This is a genomic window from Rhodococcus sp. 14C212 (assembly GCF_011058195.1).
In the GTDB taxonomy this organism is placed as follows: domain Bacteria; phylum Actinomycetota; class Actinomycetes; order Mycobacteriales; family Mycobacteriaceae; genus Rhodococcus; species Rhodococcus aetherivorans.
Window position 1 is genome coordinate 1 of sequence record NZ_JAALEH010000013.1, and the last position, 15,606, is coordinate 15,606.

General features: G+C 70.6%; 14 protein-coding genes. 5 read left to right on the forward strand and 9 right to left on the reverse strand.

What is annotated here, in order from left to right; translation table 11 throughout:
* The 5 genes from G6038_RS08725 to G6038_RS08745 all read right to left on the reverse strand — a co-directional run.
* The coding region (locus G6038_RS08725; RefSeq protein ID WP_165037296.1) for a DUF6777 domain-containing protein at positions 1 to 841 on the reverse strand (841 nt) is incomplete at its 3' end.
* Positions 842 to 892: 51 nt separating this feature from the next.
* Positions 893 to 2,179 (reverse strand): hemolysin family protein, encoded by a 1,287-nt coding sequence (locus tag G6038_RS08730; protein ID WP_165037297.1) that lies wholly within the window; start codon positions 2,177 to 2,179, stop codon positions 893 to 895.
* 150 nt (positions 2,180 to 2,329) lie between these two features.
* A complete protein-coding gene (locus tag G6038_RS08735) occupies positions 2,330 to 2,713 on the reverse strand; it encodes a nuclear transport factor 2 family protein (RefSeq protein ID WP_165037298.1) in 384 nt (127 codons plus the stop codon).
* A 125-nt stretch (positions 2,714 to 2,838) separates the two neighbouring features.
* Positions 2,839 to 3,852: a hemolysin family protein gene (locus tag G6038_RS08740; protein WP_165037299.1), complete on the reverse strand. Its 1,014-nt coding sequence runs from the start codon at positions 3,850 to 3,852 to the stop codon at positions 2,839 to 2,841.
* Complete coding sequence (locus G6038_RS08745) at positions 3,845 to 5,215, reverse strand: hemolysin family protein (protein ID WP_165037300.1); 1,371 nt, start codon at positions 5,213 to 5,215, stop codon at positions 3,845 to 3,847. Before G6038_RS08745 ends, G6038_RS08740 begins: the two co-directional genes overlap by 8 nt.
* Positions 5,216 to 5,505: 290 nt before the next feature.
* Here G6038_RS08745 and G6038_RS08750 point away from each other — a divergent pair, with 290 nt between their 5' ends.
* Positions 5,506 to 6,321: an alpha/beta hydrolase gene (locus G6038_RS08750; RefSeq protein ID WP_165037301.1), complete on the forward strand. Its 816-nt coding sequence runs from the start codon at positions 5,506 to 5,508 to the stop codon at positions 6,319 to 6,321.
* A 30-nt stretch (positions 6,322 to 6,351) separates the two neighbouring features.
* Here the strand turns inward: G6038_RS08750 and leuS are convergent, their stop codons facing one another.
* Positions 6,352 to 9,231: a leucine--tRNA ligase gene (gene leuS / locus G6038_RS08755; RefSeq protein ID WP_165037302.1), complete on the reverse strand. Its 2,880-nt coding sequence runs from the start codon at positions 9,229 to 9,231 to the stop codon at positions 6,352 to 6,354.
* Between the two features lie 104 nt (positions 9,232 to 9,335).
* Here leuS and G6038_RS08760 point away from each other — a divergent pair, with 104 nt between their 5' ends.
* Together G6038_RS08760 and G6038_RS08765 are read left to right on the forward strand one after the other, a co-directional pair.
* Positions 9,336 to 9,740, forward strand: a complete 405-nt coding sequence (locus G6038_RS08760) for an SdpI family protein (RefSeq protein WP_165037303.1) — start codon at positions 9,336 to 9,338, stop codon at positions 9,738 to 9,740.
* Positions 9,741 to 9,850: 110 nt separating this feature from the next.
* The gene (locus tag G6038_RS08765; protein ID WP_165037304.1) at positions 9,851 to 10,984 is read left to right on the forward strand and encodes a helix-turn-helix transcriptional regulator; all 1,134 of its coding nucleotides are present in this window, start codon (positions 9,851 to 9,853) and stop codon (positions 10,982 to 10,984) included.
* Positions 10,985 to 11,008: 24 nt separating this feature from the next.
* On the opposite strand, the gene G6038_RS08770 is transcribed toward G6038_RS08765, so the two are convergent.
* On the reverse strand, positions 11,009 to 11,662 hold the full coding sequence (locus G6038_RS08770) for a hemerythrin domain-containing protein (protein ID WP_165037305.1): 654 nt from the start codon (positions 11,660 to 11,662) through the stop codon (positions 11,009 to 11,011).
* Positions 11,663 to 11,779: 117 nt separating this feature from the next.
* Here G6038_RS08770 and G6038_RS08775 point away from each other — a divergent pair, with 117 nt between their 5' ends.
* Positions 11,780 to 12,733, forward strand: coding sequence for a DUF1648 domain-containing protein (locus G6038_RS08775; RefSeq protein WP_165037306.1), 954 nt, complete (start codon positions 11,780 to 11,782; stop codon positions 12,731 to 12,733).
* Between the two features lie 94 nt (positions 12,734 to 12,827).
* Complete coding sequence (locus G6038_RS08780; protein ID WP_165037307.1) at positions 12,828 to 14,216, forward strand: glutamate decarboxylase; 1,389 nt, start codon at positions 12,828 to 12,830, stop codon at positions 14,214 to 14,216.
* Positions 14,217 to 14,228: 12 nt separating this feature from the next.
* Here the strand turns inward: G6038_RS08780 and G6038_RS08785 are convergent, their stop codons facing one another.
* Together G6038_RS08785 and G6038_RS08790 are read right to left on the reverse strand one after the other, a co-directional pair.
* Positions 14,229 to 14,837, reverse strand: a complete 609-nt coding sequence (locus G6038_RS08785; protein ID WP_165037308.1) for a YqgE/AlgH family protein — start codon at positions 14,835 to 14,837, stop codon at positions 14,229 to 14,231.
* A gap of 54 nt (positions 14,838 to 14,891) precedes the next feature.
* Positions 14,892 to 15,587, reverse strand: a complete 696-nt coding sequence (locus tag G6038_RS08790) for a TetR/AcrR family transcriptional regulator (protein ID WP_165037309.1) — start codon at positions 15,585 to 15,587, stop codon at positions 14,892 to 14,894.
* Positions 15,588 to 15,606: the final 19 nt, after the last annotated feature.

Consider the following 15,606-nt stretch of genomic DNA (forward strand, 5'->3'; position numbering starts at 1 on the left):
GCTCCGGTGGTGGCGCCGGGGCCCGGGGGGCGGGCGCCGCGATGTCCACGTCCGGCACCGGCGCGGGAGACGGTTCCGGTGCGGGCGGCGGTACCGGGTCGATCGCCCCGGGTGCAGGCTGCTTGGGGCCGGCACCGATGGGCACCGTCAGCAGATTTCCGGTGGTGACGTCGACGACGGTCAATTCACCGACGGGTGCCGCGCCCGGCTGCACCACGAACAGCCGTTCCTCGTCGAGGCCCGACCAGCCCTCGCCCTCGAGATCCTGACCCGAGGACAGGACGGGGGAGAGCAGTGGGCTCCCCGGTGCACACCGCACGCGGGGGACGCCCCGGTCGTCGACGAGAACGACGGTTCCGGTCTCGAGGACCGACTGCACGGGCACCGCGCGCCCGCCGCGATACTCGTGATCGGTGACCCGGGTGTCCGCACGCAGCAGCACCGGCGTCAGTGTGCGCAGGTATCCCCGGGCGTCGGCGACGTCGAACACGTCGAGCCAGGCCTCCTGCTTGGCTGGGTCCTGCTCGAGCGTGCCGGCGAGCCGTTCACGGTCGCACAGCTCGCGCTCCAGGCTGCCGCCGTAGAGCCCGGTCCGGTCTCCGGACACCGTCACCGGGCCACCGTCGGGGACGGGAAGCTCGGCCTGCGGTGCCGGTGGAACGGCGACGGGGACCTGGTCGGGCAGGAGCAGGCCGCTCCACGGATGCTCACCCCGCGACGTCGCGAGGTCCAGGCGTATCGGCTCGGTTCGCGACGGACCGTCCGTGGAGCATCCCCCCACGGCGAGCGCAGTCAGCGCGAGTACCATCCCGATTCCGCGCGCAGCGGTGTCGGCGGCCACCCGCCCATGGTAGGCGGAACCCCTCCGCGTCCCGGGTGGTTTCGGTCGGCTTCAGCCGTCGGGCGTCAGCCGGAGGCGGGCGATCCGGCGGCCGTCCAACTCGCTCACGGTGAGTCGATGGCCGTCGACGGTGATGCTGTCGCCGAGTCGTGGAAGGCGCTGGAGGCGGTGCAGCATGCACCCCGCGACGGTCTCGTAGGGGCCTTCCGGCAGCCCGATCCCGGTGGCGCGTTCGAAGTCCTCGACGATCAGCAGACCGTCCACCTGCTGCGTTTCGGGCTGCGCCGGAGCGGGCGCGACCGAGGCCTGCTCGGTCGGTTCGAACTCGTCGCCGATCTCGCCGACGATCTCCTCGACGATGTCCTCGAGCGTGGCGATCCCGGCGGTGCCGCCGTACTCGTCGACGACGAGGGCGATCTGGTCGTTGTTCCGGCGCATCAGCGACAGCGTCGCGAGTGCCGGTTTGGAGCCGGGCAGCGAGAGGATGGGCCGGCACACGTCGGCGACGGTCGAGGCGTTCGCCGGATCGGCGAGCAGCAGATCGCGCAGGTGCACGAAGCCAACGACGTCGTCGAGCGACGATCCGACGACGGGGTACCTGCTGTGCGTGCCCGCCAGCGCCTGTTCGCGCGCCGCCGGGATCGGGGTGTCCGCGGGCAGGAAGTCGACCTCGGTGCGCGGGCGCATCACCTCGAGCAGCGATCGCTGTCCGGCGTCGAAGACCTCCGCGAGCACCGTGCGCTCGTCCTCCGGCACCGCCGAATGGCCGAGCAGCAGTTCGCGCAGCTCCTCGTGGGTGATCTCCTCGCTCCGGCGCGCCGGATCGGCTCCGAGCAGCCGGACGAGTCCGTCGGTGGAGACCGACAGCAGCCAGATCACCGGTCGCATCAGGGTGGCGAACCGGTCCAGGGCCGGTGCGGTCAGCAGCGACACCCCGGTGGCCCGCTGCAGGGCGATGCGCTTGGGGACGAGTTCGCCGAGTACCAGGGAGAGGTAGGCGATCACCAGGGTGGTGCCGATCAGGGCGGCGGCGCCGGCCGCCGCGGCGGGAAGCCCCCACGACTCGAGAGCCGGGGCAAGGTTCGGTGCGATGGTGGAGGCGCCGTAGGCGGCGGAGAAGAACCCGGCCACCGTCACGCCGATCTGCACCGCGGACAGGAAGCGGTTGGGATCCTTCGCCAGCGCGGCCGTCCGGCGGCCACGCCCGCCGCGTTCCTCGAGTGCACGAATCTGGCTTTCACGCAACGACACCAGGGCCAGTTCGGTGCCGGCGAAGACGCCGCCGATCAGGACAAACACCAGGACCAGAAGGATGTCGACGAGCGCCGACCCGGTCATGGCGGCCACCCGGGACCGTCGGCCATGTCGTGTCACCTCACCGGGAAGACGCGGGGTACGGCTCCCAGTCTAGGAACGCGGCGGCGGTTCGGATACCGATCGCACGGCCTCCGGAGCGGGATGTTCCACGTGAAACAGTTCCGCCCCGGTTCAGGAGGCAGGGACCGTCTGCATGTCCTCCTGGCTCCAGTAGGCCTTCATGCTCGTGATCCGCGCGTCGTCGTCGAACGTCATGACGTCGATGACCTCCATGACGAGGTCCTGCTCGCCGAGGTGGGTGGTGAGCCGGAACAGGAAGGCAGCGTTGCCGGCGGCGATCTTCAGGGTGAGCAACTCACCGGTCTGGGTGAGCGGCTCGATCATCGCGTAGAACTCACGCAGGGACGCCTCGGTGGTGCGAACGTCCGTGCCGATCGGGTCCTCCACCGTGGCACCGGGGGCGTAGAGGGCGAGCACCTCGTCGGTGGTCCCTTTCGCAACCGAACGGATGTAGGACTCGACGGTGGCGCGGATCGCGGCGGGAGTGGGGGCCATGCGAAAACCTCCGTTGCTAGAACGCGTTCTAGCAACGGAGGTTAGCAGCGCGCGCCGGGACTGGGAATGCCCGGCGTTGCCGCCGCTACGCCTCACCCCCGCGAACCGCGACCCCCGCGCCGGGGTCAGGCCCCTGCATCGGCCGTCGGGAGAAGGCGTTCGAGAACGTCGGCAAGGGTGATCAACCCGACCACCCGACCGTTGTCGGTGACGGTGGCCAGGTGGTTACGGGTGTCGCGCATGGTGCGCAGCGCCTCGTACACCGGAACCGTCGTCTCGAGGGTCAGGGCCGGGCGCATCAACTCGGCGGCGGTGATCCCCTCTGCGGCGTGCAGGCTGTCACGCACGTGCACCACCCCGTCGACGTGTCCGTTGCCCCGCACGAGCAGCCGCAGGTGCCCGGTGCGCCGGGCAGTGTCCTGGATCTGCGCGGCGGTGGCGGCGGGCGGGACGCTGCTCGGACGCGCCTCGCGGGTGACGATGTCGCCGACGGTGAGGGCCTCGAGTTCGAGCGCGCTGGTCAGGTGCCCGTGGTAGCGCTCGTCGAGGGTGCCGACGGTGGCCGAGTGCTCGACCAGATGTCGCAGGGCATCCGGGTCCTGCCCGGCGCCGACCTGGTCGACCGGGACGACACCGATCCGGCGCAGGCACCAGTTGGCCAGGTGATTGAGCTGCACGATCACCGGCCGGGTCAGCCACATGAACGCGCGCATCGGGATCGCGAGCATGGTCGCCGACTTCTCCGGGTGCGCGATCGCCCAGGACTTCGGAGCCATCTCCCCGACCACCAGGTGCAGGAACGTCACGATGATCAGCGCCAGGACGAAGCCGGCGACATCCGCCAGCCACAGCGGCGCCCCCCAGTCCTCGAACGCCGGGGTCAGCCAGTGGTGCACGGCGGGTTTGGTCACCGCACCCAGGGCCAGGGTGCACACGGTGATGCCGAGCTGGGAGCCGGCCAGCAGCACCGACAGCTCCGAAGCGCTGCGCAGCGCCGCACGAGCGGCACGGCTGTGCGGGGCGGCGTCCTCGAGGCGGTGCCGACGGGCGGCGATGAGCGCGAACTCCACCGCGACGAAGAACGCGCTCGCCCCGATCAGGCCGACCGTCACAGCGAGAACGATCCAGGGATTACTCATGATCGCTCCCCTTGTGGTCGGTGCGCACGGTCACCAACACCGAGGCCGGCACGTGCCGGTCGATCTCGCGGACCTCCGCGAGCAGCGTCCGTGTCGGGGATGCGCTCTCGTGCACCAGCTCCGCCGGGTCGGGTGCGAGGGCGATCTCCACGGCGTCGCCGACGGCGGGCAGCCCGCCGAACTCGGCGATCACCAGCCCGGCGAGGGTTTCGTAGTCGCCCTCGGGCAGCTCCTGGTCGAGGGTGCGGGCGACCTCGTCGAGGTGCACGTCGCCGCGGATGACCCAGCCCTCACCCTGGCGGGTGATCACCTGTGCCTCGACGGCGGTGTCGTGTTCGTCGGCGATCTCCCCGACGAGTTCCTCGGCCATGTCCTCGACGGTGACGACGCCGGCGAAGCCGCCGTACTCGTCGACCACCAACGCCATCTCCTCCTGCCCCTCGGTCAACCGGGCCAGCACGTCCGGCAGCGGCAGCGTGGTGGGCACGATCACCGCCGGCCGGCACATCGTCCCGGCCGTCCCGGCCGTCGCGTCCAGGGCGAGCAGATCGTGCAGATGCACCACCCCGCGCAGATCGTCGGCGGAGAAGCCGACCACCGGGTACCGGGTGTGGCCCTCGCTCATCCGCGCCAGCACCTGCGCCACAGGCTCCCCGGCCCGGACGTAGTCCACGCGGGCCCGCGGAATCATGGCGTGCTCGGCGGTGCGGGTCGGGAAATCGAGGATCCGGTCGAGCAGGGTCGACAACTCCCTGGGCAGATCGCCGGCGTCGCGCGATTCGGCCACGATGTGCTCGAGGTCGCGGACGGTGGCCGAGTGCTCCACGTCGTGGACCGGCTCGATCCGCAGCGCGCGCAGCAGCAGGTTCGACGAGGCGTCGAACAACCGGATCAGCCAGCCGAACAGCTTCAGGTACAGCGTGGTGGACAGCGCCAGCCATCGAGCGACCGGCTCGGGCCGCGCGATCGCGAGATTCTTCGGGAACAGCTCACCGAAGACCATCTGCACCACGGTGGAGAACAGCACCGCCAGCACCGTGCCGACCGCCACCCCGACCGCGGTGGGAATGCCGACACCCCCGAGGAGTTCGCCGAGGCCGCTGCCGATGAGCGGTTCGGCGACGTAGCCGACGAGCAGGCCGGTGACCGTGATGCCGAGCTGGGCGCCGGAGAGCATGAACGAGGTGCGACGGGTGACCGACAGGGCGCGGGCCGCGGCGGCGTCGCCGGCTTCGGCACGCGCCTTCAGCCGGGAGCGGTCCACCGCCATGTAGGCGAACTCCTGGGCCACGAAATAGCCGGTCAGGGCTGTGATGGCCAGGACCACGAGGATGCCGAGTGCGATACCGAGGGCGGTCAGCACGGTCGGCTCCGAGGGGCGGTGACGGGCGGGGCGTCACTCGGGGGCGGGAAGGGTCTTCGAGGTTTGCGCTTGGCGCGTCTCATGGCTCTCTCTGCATAGGCGACGACTTCCTGTCACAGAATACGACGAATCGGGCCGCCGGCGAGTTCCCTCGTGCGGTGCCGACCCGGTCACAGGGTCCGGCACCGGACGACGGCGCGACACCCGGGCGCCGACGACGCGAATACCGCGCCGGAGCCGTCGGCGGTGCTTGGCTGTTCTGGCACACGGCCACATCATGAGGAGCCCCGATGAGTGAGACCACCGCCTTCCCCCTGCCCGGACACGCCGGCACCCTGTCCGCCCGGTGCTGGGTCCACGACCACCCGCGGTACGTCGTGCTGCTGTGCCACGGCTACGGCGAGCACGCCGGCCGCTACGAGTACGTGGCCACCCGGCTGGTCGCCGACGGTGCCGTGGTCTACGCCGTCGACCACGCCGGGCACGGGCTCAGCGAGGGGGAACGCGTCCTGATCGAGGACTTCGAGAAGGTCGTGGACGACTTCCGTCTGCTCGACGTCAAGGCCCGCAGCGAGCACCCCGGCCTGCCGGTGGTGCTCGTCGGGCATTCCATGGGCGGGTTGATCGCCGCCCGCTACGCGCAGCGCCACGGTTCCGAACTGGCCGCTGTGGTGCTGTCCGGTCCGGTGCTGGGTCGCTGGCCCGCCCTCGAGGCGATGCTCGCGGCGGAGGAGATCCCCGACGCACCCATCGACCCCGCGACGCTGTCGCGCAACCCGGAGGTGGGCCGCGCGTACGTGGACGATCCACTCGTGTGGCACGGCCCCTTCAAGCGGCCCACCGTCGAGGCACTGCAGCGTTGCCTCGACGCCGTCACCGGGGCAGGCACCGTCGGCGACGTGCCCGTGCTGTGGCTGCACGGCGACGACGACCAGCTCGTCCCGCTCTCGGGCAGCCGCGAGGGCTGGGCCACGTTCGCCGGACCACGGTCGACGTCGAAGGTGTATCCCGGCGCACGGCACGAGATCTTCAACGAGACCAACCGCGACGAAGTGCTCGACGACGTCGTCGATTTCGTGCGTGGTGTCCTTCCGGACCGGAGGTGATCCGGAAGGACAACACGGCGGCGCAGCCGCCTACTTGACCACGTTCACCATCTTGCCCGGTACGACGATCACCTTCCGCGGCGCGGCACCCTCGAGGATGGCGGCGATCTTCTCGTCCACGAGCGCCGCGGCCTCGATCGCCTCCCGGTTCGCGTCGGCGGGCACGGTGATACGGCTGCGCACCTTCCCGTTGACCTGGATCGGGTACTCGACCGTGTCCTCGACGAGCCACTTCTCGTCCGCCACCGGGAACGGACCGTGGGCCAGCGACTCGGTGCGCCCGAGCCGCGACCACAGCTCCTCGGCGAGGTGCGGCGCCACCGGGGCCAGCATGAGCACGAGCGGCTCCACCGCGGCCCGCGGCGCGCCGTCCGGGTACGCCTTGGTGAGGTGGTTGGTGTACTCGATCAGTTTGGCGATGGCGGTGTTGTCGCGCAGGCCCGCGTAGTCGTCGGACACGCCCGCGATCGCCTTGTTGAGGGCGCGCCGCGTCTCGTCGGTCGGCTCGGCGTCGGTGACCCGCAGCGCACCGGTCTCCTCGTCGATCGCGGCCCGCCACACCCGCTGCAGGAACCGCTGCGCGCCGACGACGTCCTTCGTCGCCCACGGCCGGGACTGGTCCAGCGGACCCATCGACATCTCGTACACACGCAGCGTGTCGGCGCCGTAGTCGTCGCAGATCTGGTCCGGCCCAACGGAATTCTTCAGGGACTTGCCCATCTTCCCGTACTCGCGGTGGACTTCCTCGCCACGGTGGAAGAATTTCCCATCGCGCTCCTCGACCTCCTCGGCGGGCACGTACACGCCGCGCGAATCGGTGTACGCGTACGCCTGGATGTAGCCCTGGTTGAACAGGCGCCGGTACGGCTCGGACGAGGTGACGTAGCCGAGGTCGAACAGCACCTTGTGCCAGAACCGCGCGTACAGCAGGTGCAGCACGGCGTGCTCGACACCGCCGACGTACAGGTCGACCCCACCCGGGTCGTGCGGGCCGTGGACCTGTGGGCGCGGACCGGTCCAGTACGCCTCGTTCTCCTTGGCGCAGAACTCGTCCGGGTTCGTCGGATCGATGTAGCGAAGCTGGTACCACGAGCTGCCGGCCCACTGCGGCATCACATTGGTGTCGCGGGTGTAGTGCTGCAGCCCGTCGCCGAGGTCGAGCTCGACGTTCACCCACTCGTCGGCCTTGGCCAGCGGCGGCGACGGCTCCGAGCTCGCGTCCTCGGGATCGAACGACACCGGCGCATAGTCCTCGACATCCGGAAGTTCGACCGGAAGCGCAGACTCCGGCAGAGCATGCGGGTTGCCGTCGGCGTCGTAGACGATGGGGAACGGCTCTCCCCAGTACCGCTGCCGGGCGAACAGCCAGTCCCGCAGCTTGTACTGGATGGTGCCGGTGCCCGCACCGGACTCCTCGAGCTTTGCGATGATCGCCTTCTTCGCGTCGGCGACGCTCAGCCCGTTCAGGTGGCCGGAGTTCACGAGCGCCCCGTCGCCGGTGTATGCCTCCTCCGAGATGTCGCCGCCCGCAATCACTTCCACGATCGGCAGGCCGAACGCGGTGGCGAACTCCCAGTCGCGCTGATCGTGGCCGGGCACGGCCATGATCGCGCCCGTGCCGTACCCGGTGAGCACGTAGTCCGCGATGAACACCGGCAGCGACTGCCCGTTCACCGGGTTGACGGCGTAGGCACCGAGGAAGACGCCGGTCTTCTCCTTGCTCTCCTGCCGCTCGAGGTCGGACTTCGCGGCGATCGACGCCCGGTAGGCGGCGACGGCCTCGGCCGGGGTGGCGGCGCCACCGGTCCAGCGCTCGTCGACCCTCTCCGGCCACGCGTCGGCGACGATCTCGTCGACGAGTGCGTGCTCGGGCGCCAGCGTGACGTAGGTCGCGCCGAACAGCGTGTCGGGGCGCGTGGTGAACACCTCGATCGTGGCATCCGGATGGTCGGCGGCGGATTCGCCGGTGTTTCGCTCGGCCCGGACGGCGAACTTCACCTGTGCCCCGTGCGAGCGCCCGATCCAGTTGCGCTGCATGGTCTTGACCTTCTCGGGCCAGTCCAGGTACTCGAGGTCGTCGATGAGGCGATCGGAGTAGGCGGTGATCCGCATCATCCACTGCTGCAGGTGCTTGCGGAACACCGGGAAATTGCCGCGCTCGGAGCGGCCGTCGGCGGTGACCTCCTCGTTGGCCAGCACCGTGCCCAGACCCGGGCACCAGTTGACGAGGGAGTCCGAGCGGTACACCAGCCGGTACTCGTCGAGGGTGGCGCGCCGCTCCGCCTTCGACAGCGACGCCCAGTCGCGTCCGTCCGCGAGCGTGCGGGTGCCGGCGTCGAGTTCGGCGGCGAGCTCGTCGATGCGGCGCGCCCTGTTCTGCTCCGGGTCGTACCAGGCGTTGTAGATCGTCAGGAAGATCCACTGGGTCCAGTGGTAGAAGTCGACGTCCGTCGTCGCGACCGAGCGGCGCTCGTCGTGGCCCAGCCCCAGCCGGCGCAGCTGCCGCTGCATGTTCTCGATGTTCGCCTCGGTCGTGGTGCGCGGGTGCGTGCCCGTCTGCACCGCGTACTGCTCGGCCGGCAGCCCGAACGCGTCGTAGCCCAGCGTGTGCAGGACGTTGTGGCCCAGCATGCGGTGGTAGCGGGCGTAGACGTCGGTGGCGATGTAGCCGAGCGGGTGACCCACGTGCAGGCCGGACCCGGACGGGTAGGGGAACATGTCCTGCACGAACAGCTTGTCGTCGGGGACGTCGCCGGCGAGCGGGCCGACCGGGTTCGGCGCGTTGAACGTGCCGCGCTCACGCCACAGATCCTGCCAACGACGCTCGATCCGGCCGGCGAGATCGGCGGTGTATCGGTGTTGCGGGGTGGCGTCGGACGACGGTGTGGAGGGCTGCACAGGACGAGTCACGGTGGTCGCTATCTACTTGGCTGACGTCATTTACCTCCGACCAGGGTAGAGCCTGCCCCGACCCGGCCCGACCAGCGGCTGTGCCTCCCACGTATCCTCGAGGGGTGTTGATCGTCGCCATCGTGTTGTTCGTGCTCGCTCTCGCCGTCGGCGGGATCGCCGTCGCCGGACTGACCGGGCGGCTCCCGCGTAACCGGTGGGCGGGCGTACGCACCGCCGACGCCCTGCGCGACGAGACGACGTTTGCCCTGGCCAACAAGGTCGCCGCCCCCAGTCAGCTCGGTTCGGCAGGCCTGCTCGTCCTCGGCGGCGTGGGCGCCCTCGCGCTCGATACGGTCCCGGGCCTGATCGCCGTCGTGGGTGCCGTGATCGCGGCCTTCTTCACCGCCGGTGTGGGCGGCTCCATCGGCGCCCGCGTCGCGGCGGCCAGCGCACCGGCCGAGACCTCCGGGTGCGGAACGTCGTGCGGGGCCTGCAGCCTGCGCGGCGCCTGCGAGCCGACCGCCTGAGCGCCGTGTGACCGCCTGAACGCAGCGACAGGCGCGGTGTGACCGCCTGAACGCAGCGCAGGGCCTGCGGGAGGGTTCCCGAGCGCGCGTTCGAGCGAGATACTGACAGGGTGACCCCGGCATCGGCCGGTGCCCGGTTGCGGTCCACGATCCGCGATGCGGCGGCCGCGGCGACGGACTCGATCGAGTTCCGGGAGGTGGTCCTGGACGCGATCCGCGCCCGGGTGCCCTACGACGGCGTCTGCCTGGCCACCACCGATCCCGCAGTGCTGATCCCCACTGCGCTGACGACTCGCGGCTACGAGACCCCCCGCGTGTACGCGACGGCCCTGGAACTCGAATACGGTCCGGATCCGGTGCCGAGCCGCTTCGGCTCGCTGCTGGGCCGGCCGGTCCCCATTCGCACGCTCCGCGAGGTGACCGGCAACCGCGTGACGGGCAGCCGGCACTACGCCGACGTGCTCGCACCGAACGGGATGCACGACGAGGTACGCATGCTCTTCCTCGGTCGCGACGGGGCGTGCTGGGGCGCGTGCACGATGGCCAGGCGACCGGGTTCGGAGTTCACCGACGAGGAAATCGAGACTCTGGGCACGGTCCTCACCGACATCGGGGAAGGGTTGCGCACCACGTTGTTCCGCAGCAGCACCCACCCTCCGGCCACGCGCCCGGACGGTCCGGCGGTGGCGATCGTCGGACCCGGCGACGAGTTCGAGTCGATCACCGCCTCCGCCTTCGAGTACTTCGAACGACTCGGCTGGGGCCCGCCCGGCAATCCCGAAGCTGCTGCGCCCGCGGTGTCGGCGGCACTGTGGCTGCGGCGGTCGGGGGCGGATGCCGCCGTCCTGCGGGCCCGCACCCTCGACGGGCAATGGCTCGTGATCCGCGTCGGACGATTCGACAGTGAGCATCCGCCCCGGCGGGTGCTGATGACCGTGGAACGGGCGCAACTACCCGAGATCGTCACCCTGGTGGCGGCAGCGCACGGACTGACCCGGCGCGAATCCGAGGTTCTCGCCTGGCTTCTCGCCGGCAAGACTCGTCACGAGATTGCCCGCGTGCTGGGCATCAGCCCGTACACCGTGCAGGACCATCTGAAGGCGGTGTTCGCCAAGACCGGCGTCAACAGCCGCGCGACCCTGGTCGCCAAGCTCGCGCACACCGAGTACGTGCCGCGCCTGGGCACGCGCGTCGGCGCCGACGGCTTCTTCGAGCGGTCGCCGCAACCGTCCCCGGTGAACTGAAGCCGGCGGGCCGAGGGACCGCCGTCACTCCCAGCGGCGCACGTGCTGATAGCGCGGGTTCCACCAGAAGCGGTGGACGAGCCTCAGCGGCACGGGCAGCTCACTCAGCACCCGGCGGGCCTGTTCGGGGGTGGCGCCCTCGACGACGTACGGCCCCAACTGGGCGATGTCGCTGTAGGAGAGCTCCTTGACGGCAGCTTTCGACAGTGCCTGCCATTCCTGGGCGGTGATCACCTCCCTGATGAGCGGGAACGCGTCGCGCTCCTCGTGCGCGAGGTGCGACCGCAGCAGTTCGACGAGGTCGTCGATGCGATGAGGCACCTGCTGTGGGCCGTGCTCCCGGTCGTCGAACGCCTCCTCGAGCGCGGCGAGGGTGGGATCGATGCGCGAATGCTCGGCCTCCATGTCGTCGAGCACCACGAGATCGTCGGGACGGTCGGCGAGCTTGCGGCGCATCAACGGCCAGATGTGCGTGTCCTCGATCCTGTGGTGGTGGTGCAGTTCCCGGCTGAAGCCGTGCCAGCCGACGAGCAGCGCGTCGTGGACCTCGTCGGTCTCGGTGCCGTACGTCTGCGCCACGTTCGCCAGGCGCCCGACGTCACGCCGGAACGCCGCGTGCAGCAGCGTCATCACGTCCATGTCGTCGTCGGTCAGGGCAGTGGACTTGGTGGTGGTCATGTCGGCCTCGATCCTGTCGTGCGCGAGTTCTCTCTATGAGCCTGCGACCCCCGGGCACCGGCCTTCAATCCCCCGTTCGAGGGGGTCATCTGTGACGCCGTTTCCTACGCTGGGCCCGTGACCACCCGCCGCGTGATCGACCCCGCCGGGGCCCTGTTCGGACTGGGCCTGCCCCTCGTCGCCGCCGCGGCGACACTGCTGCTGCCCCGGGTGTGGGAATCGCGGCTGCCCCCACGGATCGCCACGCACTGGTCCGGGTCGGCACCGGACGGCTTCTCGGACCCGGTGTCGTTCTCGTGGACGATGGCGCTGGTGATCCTGCTGGTCGGCGGCGGCTGCAGCGCGATCGCGGCGCTGGCCCCCGCGATGCTGATGATGCGCCGCTACATGCTGGTGCTCGGTCTCGGGGTGACCGGCCTGCTGTTCACCCTGGGTGCGACGGTGCTCGCGAGCCAACTGGACATCCCGGCCGAGCAGGCGCAGCTGCCGATGTGGAGCGTCGGCGCGGGCGTCGCGCTCGGCGTCGCGGTCGGGATACTCGGGGCGTCGCTGCTGCGGGATCATCGGGTCCGGCGGACGGCGACCGCCCGCCCCGATCCGGCGCTGCCGCGCGGGCCGGTCGAACTGCCGATCGTCGAGCAGGTCGGCACCGGAACCCGCACCACTCTGGTGCTCGCGGCGCTGGTCCTGGCCCCCGCTGTCCTCGTGTGCGGCGCGGCGCGCAGCTGGTGGCCGCTGGCGATCTTCCTGCCGGTCGCCGTGCTCGTGCTGAGTCTGCTGCGGTTCCGCGTCGTCGTCGACGCCACGGGCGTGCGGGTGCAGAATCTCGGAATGACCGCGGTGGACTACGGTCTCGACGAAATCGCCGGCGCGAAGGTCGCTCACGTCCGCCCCTTCCAGGACTGGGGCGGGTGGGGACTGCGCGCCAAGGGCCGGGGCCGATACGGCCTCGTCACGATCACCGGCCCCGCGCTGGTGGTCACCGTCGCCGGTGGGCAGGAGTTCACCGTCACCGCGTCGCAGGCGGAGCGCATGGCCGGCGCACTCAACACCCTCGCCGATCGTCGCTGACCTCCCACGTGCGGATGCCGCTTGCCGAACCCGCCGCGAGTACGCGGCCGATCCGGTCTAATGGGAGCGATCGCCGACGAGTACGGAGGCCGACGTGAGCCATCGGAAGCAGTTGCACCCGGACGGAGTCCTCGCACCGGCGTACACCGGGCGCATCGACAGCGAACCGGTTCCGGCGCTGCGACTGCCGAAGCACTCGATGGATCCGGGGGAGGCGTACCGGTACATCCACGACGAGCTGATGCTGGACGGCAGTTCGCGACTGAATCTCGCCACCTTCGTCACCACGTGGATGGAACCGCAGGCCGATGTGCTCATGGCCGAGACTTTCGACAAGAACCTCATCGACAAGGACGAGTACCCGGCGACCTCGGCGATCGAGGAACGCTGCGTGGCGATGGTCGCCGACCTGTTCCACGCGCCGGGACTGTCCGACGTCGATCCGGCGGCCGCGACGGGTGTGTCCACGATCGGCTCGAGCGAAGCGGTGATGCTCGCGGGCCTGGCGCTCAAGTGGCGCTGGCGGGCCCGGCGGCAGGCAGCCGGCGAGGACTCCTCACGCCCGAATCTGGTGCTGGGCAGCAATGTTCAGGTGGTGTGGGAGAAGTTCTGCCGCTACTTCGACGTGGAGGCGAAGTACCTGCCGATGGAACCCGGCCGCTACGTGATCACCCCCGAGCAGGTGCGGGGGGCGTTGGACGAGAACACGATCGGTGTCGTCGCGATCCTGGGCACCACGTACACCGGTGAGCTCGAACCGGTGGCCGAGATCGCCGGGATGCTCGACGACGTGGCCGGCGCGGGCGGTCCCGACGTGCCGCTGCACGTCGACGCGGCGAGCGGCGGATTCGTCGTGCCGTTCCTGCATCCGGAACTGGAATGGGACTTCCGGGTGCCGCGGGTGGTGTCGATCAACGTCAGCGGGCACAAGTACGGCTTGACCTACCCGGGCATCGGATTCGTGGTCTGGCGCGACAAGAAATACCTGCCCGAAGACTTGGTCTTCCGGGTCAACTACCTCGGCGGGGACATGCCGACCTTCACCCTGAACTTCTCCCGGCCGGGGAACCAGATCGTCGGCCAGTACTACAACTTTCTGCGGCTCGGCCACGACGGGTACCGACGGGTGATGAAGACGCTACGGTCCACCGCGAGCCGGCTGGCCGAGCAGATCGCCGGGATCGAGGGGATGCGCCTGATCTCCGACGGCACCGCCATCCCGGTCATCGCGTTCGAGCTCACCGGGGATCCGGGCTTCACCGTGTTCGACGTTTCGCACGAACTGCGGACGCACGGCTGGCAGGTGCCGGCCTACACGATGCCGGCCGACGCCCAGGACGTGGCGGTCCTGCGGATCGTGGTCCGGGAGGGGTTCAGCGCCGACCTCGCGCGGCAGCTGTTCGCCGACCTCGAGCGGGTGTGCGCCGAGTTGCGCAAGGAGGGACCGCTCCGGCACGCCGGCGAGCAGCACTTCGCGCACTGACCGCCGGGTCGCTCAGTTCCGTTCGACCTCGATGGGGTGGGTGGCCAGCAGCGCGAGCGGTAGCGGCTGCCGGCGCAGCACCCGCGCCCACAGGTCGACCCGCGGCGGTCCGAGGATGTCCTGGGGGAGGGCGGAGATGACCATCCAGTCGTCGTTGCGGAGCTCGCCTTCGAGCTGGCCGGCGCTCCACCCGGCGTAGCCGGCGAAGATGCGGATGCCTTCCACGAGCGGGCCGATGGCGGCCGGGTCGGAGTCGAGGTCGATCATGACCACCCGCCCGTCGATCCGGCGCACCCCCGGCACGCCCTCGACGGAGACGCCGACGCGCAGCGTGCCCAGGCACAGCGCCGAGTCGCGCCGGACGGGTCCGCCGACGTAGAGCGCCTTCGGATCGGCGCTGAGCGCCGTCCACTGCGGCAGCACGGCCTGGACCGCGGTGTCGCTGGTGCGGTTGAGCACCACGCCGAGGCTGCCCACGTCGCCGTGCTCGATGATGTAGACGACCGTTCGCCGGAAGGTCGGCTCGACGAGGTCGGTGGCCGACACGAGCAGGGTTCCGGGCCGGACGGCCGGTGTCGCCGGTGCCGTGCGGTCCTCGGGTTCGTCCTGATGCTGCGCCACCCCGACATCATCCCACCGTCGCCGACGGCGCGTGGCGGCAAGGCGGGGAGTTGTTCAGGACAGCCCGACGGTCTCGGCGAGCACCGCGAGGTGATGGTCGAACAGCTGCCCGGGGTCGGTGAAGGTGTCGGTGCCGTACTGGCCGAAGACCTCGAAGTTCACGGCCCCGAACAGGGCGGCCCAGACCAGCACGCCGCGCGCGAGGACGGCGTCGGGAATGCCGGTGCCGAGTTCGGCGCGGATCCGGCCGAGGTCGGCGGTGAGGGTGTCCGGCACGGCGACGGTGGTGGGGATGCGGAGGGTGCCGGCGACGTGGGCGTCGCCGAGGATGCGGACGAGCCGGACGACGACGCGGGTGCCCGGACCCGTGGTCCGCTCGGCGGGGGCGTGGTAGCCGGGGACCGGGCTGCCGAACAGCAGGGCGTAGCGCGCGGGTTCGCGCAGCGCCCAGGCGCGCACCGCGTGGCCGAGCACGCGGAACTGCTCGGTGTGGGCGTCCGCGGCGACGTCGGCGAGCGCCTCGTCGACCGTGTCGGCGAGTTCGGTGTAGCCGTCGACGACGAGGAGGGTGAGCAGTTCGTCGCGGCTCGCGACGTAGCGGTACACCGCCGAGGAGACGACGCCGAGGTCGCGGGCGACGGCGCGCAGGGACAGCGCGGCGGCACCGTGGGTGGCGAGGTGTTCGCGGCCGATCCGCAGGATGTCGGCCATCGTCTGCTGCCGGGCGCGGGCGCGGGGGGTTCCGGTCATGTCCTCACCCTGCCAGATG